The sequence below is a fragment of the Candidatus Venteria ishoeyi genome, from assembly GCF_030378065.1.
In the GTDB taxonomy this organism is placed as follows: domain Bacteria; phylum Pseudomonadota; class Gammaproteobacteria; order Beggiatoales; family Beggiatoaceae; genus Venteria; species Venteria ishoeyi.
Map to the genome: position 1 here is coordinate 1 of NZ_JAUCGJ010000054.1, position 16109 is coordinate 16109.

Sequence of the window (16109 nt, forward strand, 5' to 3'; positions counted from 1 at the left end):
TTGAGTTTACTTAAGCAGGATTCTTCTCATAAAACGGGTATTGCTAATAAACGACTTAAAGCTGCTCTTGATCAAGACTATCTCTATAAGATATTGACTATGCAGTAAATTTGATGCGATTGCCCTAGGGCGCGGCATCCCCCCGCTACTGTGTGTCGTCCATGGCAATCATTGCGAACATGAACACATTGAACGGCATCTTCTGGAACGCCTGAAAAAAAGAGATCTCTCTTTTCACAGCCTTCACGAAGCTGAACTGCAATTGGCGGGGGCGCGCAATCCGGAACAACTCCACGATGATTTATACAGCGAACTAAAAAGCAGTTTGCTTGCCGATTTCATGTCTAAATTGGGCAACGGCTCCCACCCGCTGGTACTCCACTTGACCGTTGTGCCCGGCGACTGGTTTGAGCAGGGCGGCAAACATTGGTTGCAGGCTTTCGCTGAATTCTGGCGCGATAACGATGAATACCGCGCGGGTCGTCCCTGGCTGCTTATGATTTGCATCAAATACACTGGCAGCGGCCCGTTTGCCTGGTTCCAGCGTTGGCTGCGCACACGTCCTATCAATGCTTGCCTTGAATCACTGGAAAAAATCGGCATTAAAGAATTTGACGAGCGTTTCGGCATACCCGGCGTGGTATTGCCGTGTTTGGGTAGCGTGCCCCATGAAGAAATCATCCGCTGGGTCGATCACAGCGAAGTCGAAATTCTTTCCTACGGCCTGAATGTTGCCATCGTCAACCAACATGTGCGCGACCTGCCCGCTCACATGTCCATGTGCCAACTCGGTATGCGCTTAACCAAGATTCTCAAAATCGCGGGCTGAATACACTTTTGAAGGAGGAACCAAACACCATGCCTTATCCCTACTACCCAAACCCCGGCGGTCGGCCTGCTCAGAACCCGATTGTCGATTTGCCCGATCCTTGGGACGGGCGTGTTCTTGACCCCAAGCAGCGTGAATTGGAACTGGACCGTTACCACCCTGACCCGGAATTGGTTCATGCCGTCAACAGTGCGCTGGTAATGCGCCGCCCACTGCTGCTCACCGGTGAAGCGGGTACGGGTAAGACGCGTCTAGCCGAGCATCTCGCCTGGCAGTTGGGACTCAAAGAAGCGCTCAAATTTGAGACTAAATCAGCCAGCAATTCCCGCGATCTGTTTTATCTTTACGATGCGGTGGGGCATTTCCGTGCGGTGCAAATGGACATCAAAGAAGGTGCAGGCGGCGATCCGCTGGAATACTTCAGTCTTAACCCGCTGGGACTGGCGATTCTACTATCACAGGAAAAGGCAACCCTGGCGGCACGTCCCAAACTCTGCGAACTGCTGCAACGCGCCTTGGAACAACGCCAATTACCGGCCCACGACGGGCCGCGCCTAAGCGTCGTGCTGATTGACGAAATCGACAAAGCCCCGCGTGATTTTCCCAATGATCTGCTCAATGAAATCGACGAAATGTACTTCCGCATTCCTGAACTGGTGCGAGAAATCGGCCCGCTTCCAGTAACCGCCAACCTTGCCATGCGACCGGTGGTGGTGATTACCAGCAACTCCGAAAAACACCTGCCAGAACCTTTCTTGCGCCGTTGCGTTTACTACAACATCGCTTTCCCTGAAAAAGCACAAATGGGCAAAATCCTCACCGCTTACGCCAAAGACTTCAATTTGCCCGACAACATGCTCACAGACGCATTGAATTTATTCTACGCACTGCGCCGAGGCCGTTTGCGTAAAAAGCCCTCCACCGCCGAACTGATTGGCTGGCTGCATTTATTGCGAATGAGCTTTGACAAAGAAATCAATAATCCCGATCATGCCTTCCACCGCGCGGAACGCCCGCTGTTCGACAGCATCAACAAAACGGTTCAAACACTCAGCGCACTGGTCAAAGTGCGTGAAGACCGGGATGATGCCAAAGATGCTATTGAGCGCTGGAAACAAGGCGCTGCCGAAACGGGCAATGGAGATGCTTAACATGAAGGTTTTTAGACGTATCCTTTTTGTCCTTTTAAACAGCCCCAGGCCGGGATAAACAAGCGATGTCCGCCTTCCCGCCCTACCGCCTTGCCGAACTCCAAAATTTTCTGGAATATCTGCGTGCGCAGGGTTATCCGGTCGGTTTGGGAGAACTCGACGCAGCGCACCGTTTGCTGCTCGGCTTGTATACGGCGGGTGGCTTGCCTGAGGCAGATAGCGACGCGCACTGGCGGGGTCTGCTGCGTCCCTTGCTCTGTCGTTCCCCGCAGCAACAACAGGATTTTGACGAGCATTACCAAAACTGGCGGGCGAGTTTGGTTAAAACCGGAGAAGCGGCGAAGAAAGCCCCTCAACAAACGCCCAAACCAGCCGCCCCACGCCGTTCCAGGCGCTTGCTTTTCGACCTCGCGGTGCTTGTCCTGGTGTTGTTATGCGGTTTGGGATTGCGGCTGAATCTCCCTATCACCCACGCTTGGCTGGACGGCAAATATGCACAGTATCTCCCGCTGCCGGAAGTTGATAAACCGAACATACACGACCGCATTACCGGCGATTTATTAGTCTCCACCCCGCCTGCGGTCAATATAAAACTGCAACTGCAATACCTGGACGGGCAACGTCACTTGAGCGCCTACAGTGGCGAAACCATTCGCTATCTCAACCCCGGTCGCTGGCGGGTCACGTCACCTGCCGGGGAATACCCGGAAAAAAGCGCGGAAGTACAAATTCAAGCCGGCAGCCAACTCACCGCCCTGGCATTGCGTCTGGCACCGGAACCGCCCAAGGCCAGGCTGCTGGTTACGACCTTGCCGCCGACCAGCGCCCAACTCGAACTGCGCCAGATGGCACAAAACCTTCGCCGCAATGCGCGCGCCGGGCAAACCATCGAATTACCTGCCGGGCGCTGGCAAGTGAGTACGCATCCTGAAGGCTATCTGGCGGCAAGCAAAGAAACCACCCTGCAAGCCAGTCAGAAACACCGTTTGCAACTACCCCTGATTCTGAAACCACCGTCACCTCCCGAACCCAAAAACTGGTGGCAGCGTTACCGTTATTGGCTGGGCGGCTTGGCTGCGTTGCTCCTGGTATGGCTCGGAATCGTTTTATTCCGGCGCAACAAACTCAGCCGCCAACTCAGCTATGCCGGACCGGAACTTGCCCGCCTGCAACTCAGCGTTTCCGGCAAGCGCCTGTACCAGGGGCTTGCGCTGCAAGGACTGGCGCAACAACTGCACCGTCACGTTCCCGGCGCAGCGGGGAATTTGGACGTGGTTGCAACCCTCAAACAGAGCCTGGAACAGCTCGGTCTGTTTAGCCCGGTTTACCATAACGCCCCCCACCGGCCCGAATACCTGGTTTTGGTGGAACGCCATTCCGGTATGGATCAACAGGCGCAACTGGTGGACAGTTTATTATTGCGCCTGCGCCGTGAAGGGGTGGTGCTGGATGCCTGGCATTTTCAGGGCAATCCGCGCTGGTGTTATCCCTATCCCAAACACGGCGTCAACCCGGAACGGTCGCACCTGGCCCCGGATTTTGCGCCCGATCCCCGCACCCCCTACGGCCTGGACGAACTTGCCGCCCATTACGAAGGCCGCCGTCTGCTGCTGTTCGGCAACGGTCATGGCTTTGTCGAACACGGTCTGGCGGCAGCCTGGCTTGCGCGCCTCAGTCCGTGGTCGGAACGCGCCCTGTTCACCCTCGAACCCGCTGGTCAGTGGCGTTATTTGGAAAATGTCCTGGCGCAAACTGGCATGTTGATATATCCGGCAAGCGCCGACGGTCTCGGCCAGTTTCTCCACGCCCTTGACAGTGCCGCCCCGATGGCTGCCGAAGCCACGCTTGGCCACTACCCGGCTCTGCTCAACCAACGCCCGCGCCGCTGGCTGGAACGCATCCCGCCGACTGCCGGGGAGCGTGCCGAACTGCGTCAGCAACTGCATGTCTGGCTGGGGAACGAAGGTTTTATCTGGCTGGCGGCCTGCGCCATCTACCCCGAATTGCACTGGCCGTTGACCCTGCACTGGGGCGAACGTCTCAAACTGCTGGATGAAGAACGTCTGGCAAAACTCGCCGTCCTGCCCTGGCTGCGTCATGCCTACCTGCCTGACTGGCTGCGCCGCGACCTCCTCAATGCCCTGCCCTGGCGTTTACGCCACGACCTGCGTGGCGTGTTCCAAACCCTGCTGCTGCGAAAACAGGGTGATGAAACCGTGCAAACCACGCTCGCAGATCCAAAACGCGCGCCGCAGCGAGGACGGCGCACAGATCAGGTCTGCCTGGGCTTTCTCGTGGGCAAACTGGGTCTGCCCCTGCCCGCCGCGCTGCTGCCTAAAAGTGATAGCGAAGGTAAACGCATGCTCAAACTCGGTGCAGCGATGCTGCTGCTGGGTGCGGCGGCGGCACTGTTCCACTTCAGCCCCTGGCGCGATGCCTTGCTGGACAAATGGGTTGAAGCCACAGCCCCGCACGGCGAAATACAGGCTATTGCCCGTCTCAAGCTCAACACCGTACCCGAGCAACTGCAACTCAGCCTCAAGCGCGGGGCGCAGGCGCTGGATGAAATACGCACAGTTAGCAACGGCGACAGCCTATGGCTGCGCGCCGGACAATACAGCTATCAGGCTCAGGCGGCGGGTTACCAAAACGCCAGTGGCAGCATCCGGCTTACAACAGAACAAAAAAGCATGACCCTGACTATTCAGCTTAAAGCGGATAAAAAACCGGGCAGCGACGGCGTACCCGATAAAATAATCGACCTGGCCCGCCCCGCTTTCCGCGACACCCTCAAAGACGGTAGCCCCGGCCCGTTGATGCGCCCCATCAGCGCCGGCAGCTTCCTCATGGGCAGCCCGGACAAGGAATCAGGCCGTCAGGATGACGAAGGCCCGCAACACCGCATCACCCTCACCCAAGACTTTGCCCTGGGCCAAAATGAAGTAAGTTTTGAGGAATACGATAAATTTGCCGAGGCCACCGGGCGGGACAAACCCGACGACCAAGGCTGGGGTCGGGGCAAACGTCCGGTCATTAATGTTTCCTGGGACAATGCCACAGCCTATGCCGCTTGGCTCAGCGACCAAACCAGGCAAACTTATGTATTGCCCACTGAAGCCCAGTGGGAATATGCCGCGCGGGCGGGCACCACAACAGCTTATTGGTGGGGTAATGAGGTCGGTCAGGCTAAAGCCAACTGTGATGGCTGCGGCAGCCTATGGGACGACAAACAAACTGCGCCAGTAGGTTCTTTTGATGCGAACCCTTTTGGTTTAAATGATACCTCCGGTAATGTTTGGGAATGGGCAGCAGACCGGTTTGGTGACTACAGCAGCGATGCACAAACTAACCCCGGTGGCCCAGACAAAGGCTCCATCCGTGTTATCCGTGGTGGGTCGTGGGGTAATACACCGCGCTTCGTGCGTTCCGCTTACCGCAACGTCAACGACCCGTCCTTCCGCAGCATCTTTGTTGGCTTCCGCCTCGCGAGGACTAACTCTTGGCCCTCGCCCATCGTGCCGCAGATGGTGAGTTTTGCGCAGGGCGTGACTTTTATGATGGGCAGTGAGCAGGGTGACAAGGATGAAAAATCACTGCACGATGTAACCCTTTCACCCTTTGAAATTGGAGCTTATGAAGTGACGAATGAAGAATATGTGCGGCTTTTGAATGCGGTGAAACAGCGCGGGCCGAAAGGCCAGGCGTGGTTTGAAACTAAAACCGAGGATTCGCGTAGTCAAATTACAGGTGAAGCGGGTAAATACCAGGTTGAAGCGGGTTATGAAAAGCATCCAGTGGTGAATGTTTCTTGGTTCGGAGCACAAGCCTATATTGAATGGCTGAACGAACAAACGGCTAAAGACTATCGCTTGCCTACCGAAGCGGAATGGGAATACGCGGCGCGAGGTGGAACAAAGACGGCGTATTGGTGGGGTGATGAAGCGTCGCACGATTATGCCAATTATGGTAAAGACGAATGTTGTGATGGGTTGGCGCAAGGTAAAGACCAATGGGTTGGGACTGCACCGGTGGGTTCATTCGATGCTAATCTTTTTGGTTTATATGATACAGCGGGTAATGTGTATGAATGGACGCAGGACTGGTACGGTTCGGAGTATTACAAGAACAGTCCCAAAGACAACCCCACAGGCCCAGACAAAGGCTCCATCCATGTTATCCGCGGTGGGTCGTGGAACGATACGCCGCGCGACGTGCGTTCCGCTGACCGCTACTTTAGCGACCCATCTGACCGCAACGGCAATGTTGGCTTCCGCCTCGCGAGGTAATCCTGAGCACTTTTACTCTTTTACCCTGAGTATTTAAAATGCTAAAGTCAGGCAGGATGTTGGTGCAGGTTTGTAAATGGAAGAAACGGTGCAGTGCGGGCGCGGCGTGCGATAGCCACTGCGCCAAGCGCGCTGTTTCGCGCGTAGCGCATCAGGTTTGTCCAGCTCTGTCGTACCTGTGCCGGTGGATTACCGGACGAAGAAACCCACGCCCCTTGCGTCTGGTAGCGAAAGCGAAGGCCGTCGGGGGTGTTTTTTTAATAAAAATCTGTCAAGTCTTTGCTCCGGCAATGCCATTCGAAGCTAACCTCATGCCCTATCAATGACTTAGCGCGGTATGAAAGTAATTTCCAGCATCTTTAGCACCGGGATGTTTACTTCAAACTCAGGTTATAATACATATCATCTTTGATGAGAAAACAAGGAGAAACAATAAATGAACAAGCCCTTTTATTTAGCATTATTATGTTATTTATTATTTATTTCAGGGTGTTCTCTTGCGCCTAAGCAGTCTCCTGAACAGGTCGCAGCCATTAAACCCGCCGGATTCACCGTGTTGGCGATTAATGATGTTTATCGCCTGGATAATCTGGCAAAAGTGCGCACGCTGCGCCAGCAATTAGAGCAACAAGGCGATGTGCTGTTGCTCCATGCCGGGGATTTTTTGTTTCCTTCTTTTTTGAGCCGTGAATTTAATGGCGCACAAATGATTGATGTGATGAACCAGCTTGATGGGGATGCCAGTGCAGAGGATGCGCGTTTATGGGTCACATTTGGCAATCATGAATTTGATAAAAGCCAAATGAAGCACCGCCAGATATTGCAAGATCGCATTAGTGAGTCGCAATTTGGCTGGGTGTCCTCTAATGTAAGCTTTCATCCGCAAGCAGCTATTCAAGACCCGCATTTAACCGCCTCTAAAATCATGACGATTAATGGCATTCAAGTGGGTATTTTTGGGTTGACGATTAACAGCAAAATACCAGAATATGTCCAGCAAATTACTGCTCCTATCACAACGGCGCAAGCCATGACACAGCAACTGCGGCAACAAGGCGCGCAAGTTGTGATTGCACTCACTCATTTGACGATGGCGCAGGATAAACAGTTATTGCAGCAACTGGGTGAGCACGGCCCTGATATTATTTTTGGTGGACATGAGCATAATCAACAAAGCGCGCAGGTGAATGGGCGTTATGTGCTCAAAGCGGATGCTGATGCCATTTCAGCAACAGTGGCAAAAATCAGCCTAGATGGGGCGGCGCTTAAGGTGGACTTTCAGTTCCAGTCATTGGCTGAAACTAAACCTGATAGTCTTGTTGTGCAGCGCATTGCCGATTGGAAAAGCAAGCATGAACAGCAATTTTGTGACAAAAACAACTTAAGTGCGCATTGTCTGCAAGCTCAATTAGGGCGCTCGCAGCTTGTGCTGAAAGCGGAAGAACTGGAAATTCGCCGTTTTGAAACGAATCTGGGTAGTTGGCTCATGGACTTGGCGGTGCAGGCTTATGCCGACCAGGGTGCGCAAATCGCTTTTATGAATTCAGGTTCCTTGCGGCTTAATCGTGATATTCCCGTTGATGAAATTATTACGCGCAAAACCCTTAATGAGTTATTTGCCTATCCTGCTAAGTTGGCGCTGATAAAAATCAAGGGGGCCACATTACAACGGGTGATTAACCGTGCTATTCAGGATTGGGCGGGTAATGGGCATTGGTTACAAATCAGTGGTTTTGCTTTTCGGCATAACCCGGAAACGAATACGGCTGATCAGCTCAGTTTGATTGAAGCTTCCGGGATCAGGCCGATTTCTCCTGATGAAACATTATTAGCCGTGGTGAATGATTTTTTACTCGATCCAGGCAAGGGTAATCAGGATGGTTATGATATGTTGTCAAGCAAGATGATTATTAACCCTGATGAGGACTGGCCGGATTTACGCGAAAAAACCGCCACAGCCTTGCAGCAAGCGGGTGAAAAAGGTATTCAACCGGAAACCCTGGGGCGTATTTGTAATACGCAGCGCGCAGGGCCGTGTTTATTAGACACGGTTTATTGCCGTGTTTATTAGATGTGGTTTATTATTGATTTAAAAAAGTAGAACTGCATGAGTAGTGATTTTTACACTATATTCCCTTTATGAACAGTAGTATAGTTGGTGCTGAATATCAGCATTTTTGGATGAAAAACCTTTTAATCAGGCGATTGCCTTAATAACCTGGAAAATATTAATGAATGCTCGAAAAATACAGGATTTACTGAGATTATTTAATATGCTGCAAGGTAAAAAACTGCCTTTTGTTGTCATTATCCTGATTTTAGTTGTCAGCTTTTTTTTCGGGGATGGCGTATGGAAACGCTTTTTACCGGGAGAGCAGCAACCACAGGTGGTTGTTGATGTACCACTGGACAGCTTGCCGAAAACATCAAAAAGTTTTTCTCATGCTAAAAAAGTGCTGTATGAAAAAATTTATGAAGGTCATCCTTATACGTTTTACTGTAATTGTAAATTCACTTCCACCCGTAAAGTGTATCTGGGCACCTGTAACGTCAAACCACGCAGTAATGAAAAACGTGCAAAACGCATTGAAGCGGAACATGTGTTTCCCGCTTATCATTTTGGGCAGCACCGTGCCTGCTGGCGGGAACAATTATGCACCGATAGCAAAGGTAAAAAATTCAAGGGGCGCTCATGTTGTGAAGACATCGATCCTGTGTTTAAGGTCGCGCACAATGACTTGCATAACCTCTATCCTTCTGTGGGTGAAATCAATGGTGATCGCAGCAATTACCGCTGGGGCATGATCAGTGGTGAAAAACGCGCTTATGGGCAATGTGATATTGAAGTGGATTCCAGCATTAAACGCGCAGAACCGCCGGAAAATGTGCGTGGTGATATTGCCCGTACTTATTTTTATATGGAACAAACTTATCGCCTGCAACTGTCAGATCAACAACGCCAGTTATTTAGTGCCTGGGACAAAATGGACCCGGTGGATGACTGGGAGCGTGAGCGTAATAAACGGATTGCCAAGGTGCAGGGGAATTTGAATCCTTTTATTAAATAACGGCAATAGCGATGTTTTTTACAATGTATTTTCGCTGGAGTTTATTGTTATTCTGCTGTGCTCTGGGATTTGCCCAGGCCGCAGAAAAACCGGATTTGATGCATGGAAAAACCTATTCCAGTGCTATCAATCCCGATTTATATTGGGTCAGTGAAAAATTAGACGGCGTGCGTGCGCGTTGGGATGGCGACAAGCTGATTTCCAGAGGTGGGCAGGTGTTTGCCGCCCCGCCCTGGTTTAGCGCAGATTTTCCCGATGTAGCGCTGGATGGTGAATTGTGGATAAAACGCGGACATTATGCGCAAACCCTGTCGGTGGTGAGTCAGAAACAGGCGCATGAGGGCTGGAAAGAAATTAAGCTGATGGTGTTTGATTTGCCGAGACATAAAGGCAGTTTTACGCAACGCCTGCAAGTGTTATCACAAGTATTCCAGGCAAATACATCACCTTATCTGGCTTTAATCAAACAGTTTCGGGTACAGGATGAAGCGGAATTGATGAAAAACCTGCAACAAGTCACCAGGCAAGGCGGCGAAGGTTTGATGCTGCATCATCAGGACGCCTTGTACATACAGGGGCGTACTGCTGATTTGCTGAAATTAAAACCAGTACAGGAAGGTGTCGCCATTGTGATTGATTACAAACCCGGTAAAGGGAAGTTTCAGGGCATGGTAGGTTCCTTAAAATTACGTGATAAACAGGGACGTGAATTTTATGTCGGTAGCGGTCTCAGTGACCAGCAAAGAAAACATGCGCCACCCATTTCCAGCATGGTGCGTTTTAAGTATCAGGGTTTAACAAAAAATGGTTTACCGCGTTTTCCGGTATTTTTAGAGATTGTTAAATAAATACTTGACAATGACTAAGAACTTTTTAGATAATAGGAAATTGATCACAATTTTTTAATTAGTTAAGAATTCACAGGAGTCTTCACCTTGGCAAACTCTCCCCAAGCCAAAAAACGAGCGCGACAGGCTGAGACCCGTCGTTTGCATAATTCCAGTCAGCGTTCCACTTTGCGTACTGAAATCAAAAAAGTTGTTAGCGCAATTGAAAGCGGTGACAAAAGTAATGCTGAAGCAGCATATAAAGTTGCCGTACCCGTCATTGACCGGGCAGCATGCAAGGGGTTGATTCATCAGAATAAAGCCGCCAGACATAAAAGTCGTTTGAATAAACATATTCACGCGATGTAATAAAAAAAACCGGCTCAGGCCGGTTTTTTTATGCCCTTTTCTGGAAAAAGCTTGACATAATAATAACAGGATTTAAGCTCTTTAAACCGTAAACCGTAAACCGTAAACCGTAAACCGTAAACCGTAAACCGTAAACCGTAAACCGTAAACCGCATTGGTGCATTTCATGTCTAAATTCCGCACCTATTATCAAAAATTCAGTGCAAAATATCAGCGGTCATCCATACGATTAACCTTGAATAGCAGACGTGTCGAATTTGGCTTTTTTGCATTTGCTTTGTGTTTGCAGTTTTTATTACCCGCACGATTGCCTGTTCCCCCGCAAAGTGATAATGCCTTACCTACACCGCCCGATGTCAGTTACTTATCTATGCTCGGCTTGGGTGATAACACCTTTAGCGCACGCTTACTGATGTTGTGGTTACAAGCATTTGATATTCGCCATCAGCATAATTTCCAGGAATTTGATTATTTATATTTGCGGCAGTGGTTAAGCCAGATTTTAGCATTGGATCCACACAGTCAGTATCCCTTATTGGCAGCAACCCGAATTTATGCGGAAGTCGCCGATCCAGAGCGTCGCCGGATGATGCTTGGGTTTGTCTACCAGGCTTTTTTAGCGGCTCCCGAAAAACGTTGGCGGTGGTTAGCCGATGCTGTGGTTCAGGCCAAGCATCGCTTACAGGATAAAGTGCTGACTTTAAAATATGCTAAAGCACTGGCAGCGCATAGAGATGAAGGCCTGCCTTATGAAGTGACACATTTATATGCGCTGGCATTAATCGAGTTGGGGCAGGAACAAGAGGCTCGACAATATATGCATGATTTGCTGAAGAGATATCCGCAAATGGAGAATCAAGAGCGTTTGTATATAGAATCTTTTTTAAATGGAAAAAAATAAAAAGACCTTCCAGGTTTTCAAAACCTGGAAGGTCTAATAAGGCACAAGAATAAAATGCTGTTACCCGCGTGTTTATTTTCCATACACAAGGTTAAAATATTCGCCTTTCAGGCGAATAGATTTATCTCTAATATTTAACGGTAAAACTTAAAATATGGGTTTTAACGCTAACACCCCAAAGGGGTATTTTAATATAGCCTGGGGCAACGCCCCAGGGTAGAAAATGACACGTTTACGCCCTGAAAGGGCAGGTTAAAATGATGGCAATATTTTAATTTGCCCTTTCAGGGCGTGAATGGCACGGATACAATTCCAGGGGTGTTACCCCTGGCTATATTAATGCACCCCGTTGGGGCTAAACAACAGGGCTTGTCCGCCCTGTATCTCGGCTTTCAGCCACCAAACGCTTTAACCCACCCGTCTTTTAGCGGGTGGTTGTTTAATCTTCGCCCCACAAGCCAAAAATCGCCAGCAGATGCACGAACATATTAAAAATATCCACATACAAAGCAACTGTTGCCATGATGTAGTTGGTTTCATGTCCGTTGACAATGTTACTGGTGTCATACAACATGAAACCTGCCATCAGTAAAACCACGCCACCAGAAACCGCCAGTTGCAGACCAGGAATATTGAACAGCCATGCTGCAACCATACCCGCAAGCATTACCAATAAACCCACAAACAGGAAACTGCTCAGATAGCTGAAATCCTTTTTGGTGGTCATGGCATAACCGGACAAACCCAGAAAAACCACCGCCGTGGTGCCAAAGGCCATAATAATCAGTTCATGACCATTGCTGAAGGTATTGATATACATATTCAGCATCGGTCCCAGGGTCATGCCCATGAAACCGGTTAAGGCAAAAACGGAAGCCAGACCCCAGACGCTGTTACGCAGTTTGCTGGTCAGGAAAAACAAACCAAAAAAACCAACCAGAGTGATGATAAACCCTGGATGTGGCAGATTAAATTTCATTGCCAGACCCGCAGTAAAGGCACTGAACAGCAAGGTCATGGACAACAACATATAGGTGTTGCGAATTAGTTTATTGGTGGCAAGCGTGGATACTTCCTGGGTTTGCCCCATGCCTGCAACAACAGATTCGCTTCGGTTCAACTCGCTCATAAGCTTTGGTGTCTCCTCGTGAAAAAATTAATAAATTGGAATAAATTTGATTATGGCATCACCTGTGTACAGGTTCAAGAGGTGTTAGCAAACCTTACCAAATGATCATTCTCAGAAGTTTCTCAGGCAATTGCCAGACCAGAAAATACCCGTACCTTTATAGATTCTGGCTGCAAGGCCATTCGTCCCACTGATTGGACTCCGGTTTTTTAACCGAAACCGATTCAAAATAATAGCTTTGATCGCGTTTAAATAACACTGTCTGATAATCTTTGCGATTACGAATTTCTCCTACAACCGGCAACTGATAGGCAATCTCCACCCGGCCCTGTACCCGAATTTCTGCTTGTTTACCCATAAAGTCCTGGATATTCATTACTTTACTTTCTGTAATATGATTTTCCAGAATCTGGGTTTCCACCACCGATCCGGTTACCTGATCCAGGACTGTACCCAGCATACCGGAAAGATCCAGGCCACCAAAACTTGTCATTGAGCTACTTTGTGATTGTTGCGTGGTAAACTGGCTGACCTCATGTTTGATTTGATCAGGTGTCAGATTTTTCTGAAAACACACTTCCAGTGAATGATTCAGCTTGGTTTCCGGTAAATTGCTGCTAATCATACCTGCCAGCACAATTTGCTTATAGGCCACTGCTGCTACGATAATTGCTAATACACTCAGCATTAAATAGGTGGCAATTGGCTGCTTTTTAGGGTTGCGTTTTTTTCGTGTGGTTTTACTGCTTGTGGTTCTTGCCAAGAGATTTTCTCCGGTTCTGATGTGTAAACAGGGTTTTTTTCGCTACAAATAACCTGATAAATCTTAATGGGTGCAATTTTACCTTTTACCTGTATTGATTTCAGTGCCTCCAGGGTGATTTGTTGCTGCTCCAATTCTTCTGTAAAGTCTTGCATCGCCTGATAGGCATAATCTGAAATCACGGTTACTTCTGGCTGTGCAGCACTGCATAAACGCGCACCCAGGTTTACATTATCACCTAAAATGGTGTAATCCATACGCTCTTCGCTGCCCATTGCGCCCATCACCATATCACCGCTATTAATGCCAATGCCAACACGAATATCCCACACCTGCTGCTTATTAAGTTCTTTAATTACCCGATGAATTTCACAGGCGCAAAGTATGGCATTTTTTACCATATCTTCACCTTGAAACACGGCAATCAATTCATCGCCGACAAACTTATCAATATCACCGTGATGTTTTTTAACCAGTTTAGCTTGTGCGCGTAAATAGGTATTTAACATGGAAATAACAGTTTCTGGCGTCACTTTTTCAGAAAATGCAGTAAAACCACGAATATCTGAAAATAACACCGTGGCAAACCGGCGCTCACCGCCCAGTTTGACACCTTCCTGCCCTGCTTGTTTAATTGCAGCTAAGGTGCCACCGGAGACAAATTTTTGCAGGTGAAATTTTTCCATCAAACCCTGGATCATTTCATTGACATTCTCTCCCAGCAGACTGATTTCATCGCGGCTATCCAAATGCTTTACCCGTTGACTGAAATCCCCTTCACCAACCGGGCGCACTACCTGGGCAATTTCCAGAATTGGGCGGGTCAGATGGCTGGAAAACCAGATGGCGCTAAGTACGGCAACCAATAACCCCAGGCAAAACCATAATAATAAAGAACGTAACATATCGCTAATTGTCAGATACGCTTTATCCGCTTCCAGCGTGGTAACAACTGCCCACGGCAGATGTGCCAGCACTGCATAAGCACCCAGCATCTCTTTACCTTCCGGAGAGGTGAAAGGCGTGGCGCTGATCGCCTGGGTTTGTTGTCGCAGCAGTGCAGTCACATTGTGGGTAATATCACCAGTTAAAGTCTTTCCGTATTGGGAGGCAAATAAAGTATTGCCCTGTCTATTGAGTAAATAAACCTGCCCAACCTGATTTAATTGCTGTTTATTGATAATGCGTTCAATGTGGCTCAGATTAATACGCGCCACCAGCATTGCGGGCTTGCCGGATAAAGGGTTTTTTAACGGGTAATATAAATCCAGCAACCAGATATCGGCATCAGATAAATAATGTGGATTTTGATCAACATAAAAAGCGGCATCACCGATTGCCATCTGTACTTCAGCCAAGCGTTTACGGGCTTGTAAAGTGGGTGCTTTGCCTTTGGTAAATCGCTCTTTAGAGGCTTCTGCCTGTTGATAGGCAGTTTGCAGATGATTCTGCGCAATTAATATGGGGGGGAAATCAGCCACAGAAATTTGCAAAACGATAAAATCATCCAAACTGTGAATTGCACTTTCCAATAAAGCAATTTTTTCATCTACACCCAAATCAGGATTATCTACTGCATTAGCGACTAATTGCAGTGTAGCGCGCCAGGTACGGGTAAATATATCATCAATTTCTGTGGCAGATTGCTGCGCGGCGTGAATCATGGTGTCATTCACTGCACTTTTCAGTTCATTCTGGGTGATGCTGATCATTGAATAACTGGAAAAAGCCAGGGGCAGCAAGGCTAAGGCCAATGAGAAAAAAATAACTTTTTTGCGTAATCCAGGTTTAATGAAGTAAGTTTTCATAAGCTTATTCTAACTTAAACAAGGCCGAGCAAAAAGTAATATTAAAAATTTGTATTATCATATAATGGTTTTTTATATTTCCATTTTTTATAAGACCACAACCAGTCTTCCGGTGCCTGCTGAATCTGCTGTTGCACTTTAGCAATATAAGGCGCAACAACCGATGATTCAGTTTTTGCATAAGGTGGTTCGGCTAACAGCTCAAACCAAACTTCATAATAGCCGCGTTTGAGTCGTTTCATGCCCACAAAAAAAACCGGGTAGCGCGTCAGGCGGGCAATTTTATCAGCACCTACCGCAAAAGGTGTTTCCTGATTTAAAAACACTGTCCAGTATTTTTCCCCCTGCTCTGGTGGTGACTGATCCGCCACCAGCGCAAAAGCGCGTTGCTCTTTGCGCCTTTGCATAATGTGCATCAAGGTATCCTGCACTGCAATTGGCTTTGCGCCAAAACGGGCGCGTAAAGCGTACATTAATGCATCACCGGGTTGATAACGCAAGGGTTTATAAATCGCATCCACCGGTAGACGCAGATTCAGGCAACTGGCCAATAGTAACCACTCCCAGTTGCATTGATGTGCCGCCATGAATAACAGCGATTGTTGGCTTTCCAGCCACGGCGTTAAAACTTCCGGGTTACGAAACACCACCCGCCGTTTTAACTCAGCTTCTGATATGCGTAATGCGCGAATACTTTCCACCAACACATCGGCAATATGCCGGTAAAAAATTTTTTGTAAGCGTTTAAGCTCCGCTGTTTCTTTTTCCGGGAAGGCATTACGCAGATTATCCAAAATCAGTGTTTTTTGATAGGGTGTCAGATAACAGATAAATATATAAATAATATCAGCAAGTCGATACAAAATCGGCAGGGGCAACCAGGCGAGTAATTTAAGCAAAAGCATGACAGATTCCTGATGTCTGAATGATAAGGTAACTCGCAGCGAAATGGGGGGTTATTTCTTGCGAGTTACCTAA

The 16109-nt window shown here is 48.6% G+C and carries 12 protein-coding genes; 8 read left to right on the top strand and 4 right to left on the bottom strand.

Going from position 1 to position 16109, the window contains the following annotated elements; translation table 11 throughout:
* Window positions 1-382: 382 nt before the first annotated feature.
* The 8 genes from QUF61_RS15270 to QUF61_RS15305 all read left to right on the top strand — a co-directional run bounded on the left by QUF61_RS15270 (window position 383) and on the right by QUF61_RS15305 (window position 11431).
* On the top strand, window positions 383-829 hold the full coding sequence (locus QUF61_RS15270) for a hypothetical protein (RefSeq protein ID WP_289682485.1): 447 nt from the start codon (window positions 383-385) through the stop codon (window positions 827-829).
* Window positions 830-858: 29 nt separating this feature from the next.
* Window positions 859-1980 carry an AAA family ATPase gene (locus QUF61_RS18265; protein WP_407080065.1) on the top strand — a complete coding sequence of 374 codons (1122 nt, stop codon included), beginning with the start codon at window positions 859-861 and terminating at the stop codon, window positions 1978-1980.
* Between the two features lie 65 nt (window positions 1981-2045).
* Window positions 2046-6266: an SUMF1/EgtB/PvdO family nonheme iron enzyme gene (locus tag QUF61_RS15280; RefSeq protein ID WP_289682486.1), complete on the top strand. Its 4221-nt coding sequence runs from the start codon at window positions 2046-2048 to the stop codon at window positions 6264-6266.
* Between the two features lie 436 nt (window positions 6267-6702).
* Complete coding sequence (locus tag QUF61_RS15285) at window positions 6703-8337, top strand: bifunctional metallophosphatase/5'-nucleotidase (RefSeq protein WP_289682487.1); 1635 nt, start codon at window positions 6703-6705, stop codon at window positions 8335-8337.
* A 160-nt stretch (window positions 8338-8497) separates the two neighbouring features.
* On the top strand, window positions 8498-9334 hold the full coding sequence (locus tag QUF61_RS15290; RefSeq protein WP_286019620.1) for an endonuclease: 837 nt from the start codon (window positions 8498-8500) through the stop codon (window positions 9332-9334).
* Window positions 9335-9345: 11 nt separating this feature from the next.
* Complete coding sequence (locus tag QUF61_RS15295; RefSeq protein WP_289682488.1) at window positions 9346-10182, top strand: DNA ligase; 837 nt, start codon at window positions 9346-9348, stop codon at window positions 10180-10182.
* Between the two features lie 87 nt (window positions 10183-10269).
* Window positions 10270-10530, top strand: a complete 261-nt coding sequence (gene rpsT / locus QUF61_RS15300; RefSeq protein ID WP_103920143.1) for a 30S ribosomal protein S20 — start codon at window positions 10270-10272, stop codon at window positions 10528-10530.
* A gap of 166 nt (window positions 10531-10696) precedes the next feature.
* Complete coding sequence (locus QUF61_RS15305; RefSeq protein ID WP_289682489.1) at window positions 10697-11431, top strand: hypothetical protein; 735 nt, start codon at window positions 10697-10699, stop codon at window positions 11429-11431.
* 439 nt (window positions 11432-11870) lie between these two features.
* On the opposite strand, the gene QUF61_RS15310 is transcribed toward QUF61_RS15305, so the two are convergent.
* From QUF61_RS15310 to QUF61_RS15325, 4 genes are all read right to left on the bottom strand, one after another.
* Window positions 11871-12560 (bottom strand): Bax inhibitor-1/YccA family protein, encoded by a 690-nt coding sequence (locus tag QUF61_RS15310; RefSeq protein ID WP_103920146.1) that lies wholly within the window; start codon window positions 12558-12560, stop codon window positions 11871-11873.
* Between the two features lie 157 nt (window positions 12561-12717).
* Window positions 12718-13323, bottom strand: coding sequence for a hypothetical protein (locus QUF61_RS15315; protein WP_289682490.1), 606 nt, complete (start codon window positions 13321-13323; stop codon window positions 12718-12720).
* Complete coding sequence (locus QUF61_RS15320) at window positions 13248-15131, bottom strand: adenylate/guanylate cyclase domain-containing protein (protein ID WP_289682491.1); 1884 nt, start codon at window positions 15129-15131, stop codon at window positions 13248-13250. The genes QUF61_RS15315 and QUF61_RS15320 overlap by 76 nt, the downstream gene beginning before the upstream one ends.
* Window positions 15132-15172: 41 nt before the next feature.
* Complete coding sequence (locus QUF61_RS15325) at window positions 15173-16036, bottom strand: lysophospholipid acyltransferase family protein (protein WP_289682492.1); 864 nt, start codon at window positions 16034-16036, stop codon at window positions 15173-15175.
* Window positions 16037-16109 lie beyond the last annotated feature (73 nt).

Coding starts and splice junctions, on each gene's coding strand:
- QUF61_RS18265 (WP_407080065.1), top strand. CDS start 859: ATGCCTTATCCCTACTACCCAAACCCCGGCGGTCGGCCTGCTCAGAAC.
- QUF61_RS15280 (WP_289682486.1), top strand. CDS start 2,046: ATGTCCGCCTTCCCGCCCTACCGCCTTGCCGAACTCCAAAATTTTCTG.
- QUF61_RS15285 (WP_289682487.1), top strand. CDS start 6,703: ATGAACAAGCCCTTTTATTTAGCATTATTATGTTATTTATTATTTATT.
- QUF61_RS15290 (WP_286019620.1), top strand. CDS start 8,498: ATGAATGCTCGAAAAATACAGGATTTACTGAGATTATTTAATATGCTG.
- QUF61_RS15295 (WP_289682488.1), top strand. CDS start 9,346: ATGTTTTTTACAATGTATTTTCGCTGGAGTTTATTGTTATTCTGCTGT.
- QUF61_RS15305 (WP_289682489.1), top strand. CDS start 10,697: ATGTCTAAATTCCGCACCTATTATCAAAAATTCAGTGCAAAATATCAG.
- QUF61_RS15310 (WP_103920146.1), bottom strand. CDS start 12,560: ATGAGCGAGTTGAACCGAAGCGAATCTGTTGTTGCAGGCATGGGGCAA.
- QUF61_RS15320 (WP_289682491.1), bottom strand. CDS start 15,131: ATGAAAACTTACTTCATTAAACCTGGATTACGCAAAAAAGTTATTTTT.
- QUF61_RS15325 (WP_289682492.1), bottom strand. CDS start 16,036: ATGCTTTTGCTTAAATTACTCGCCTGGTTGCCCCTGCCGATTTTGTAT.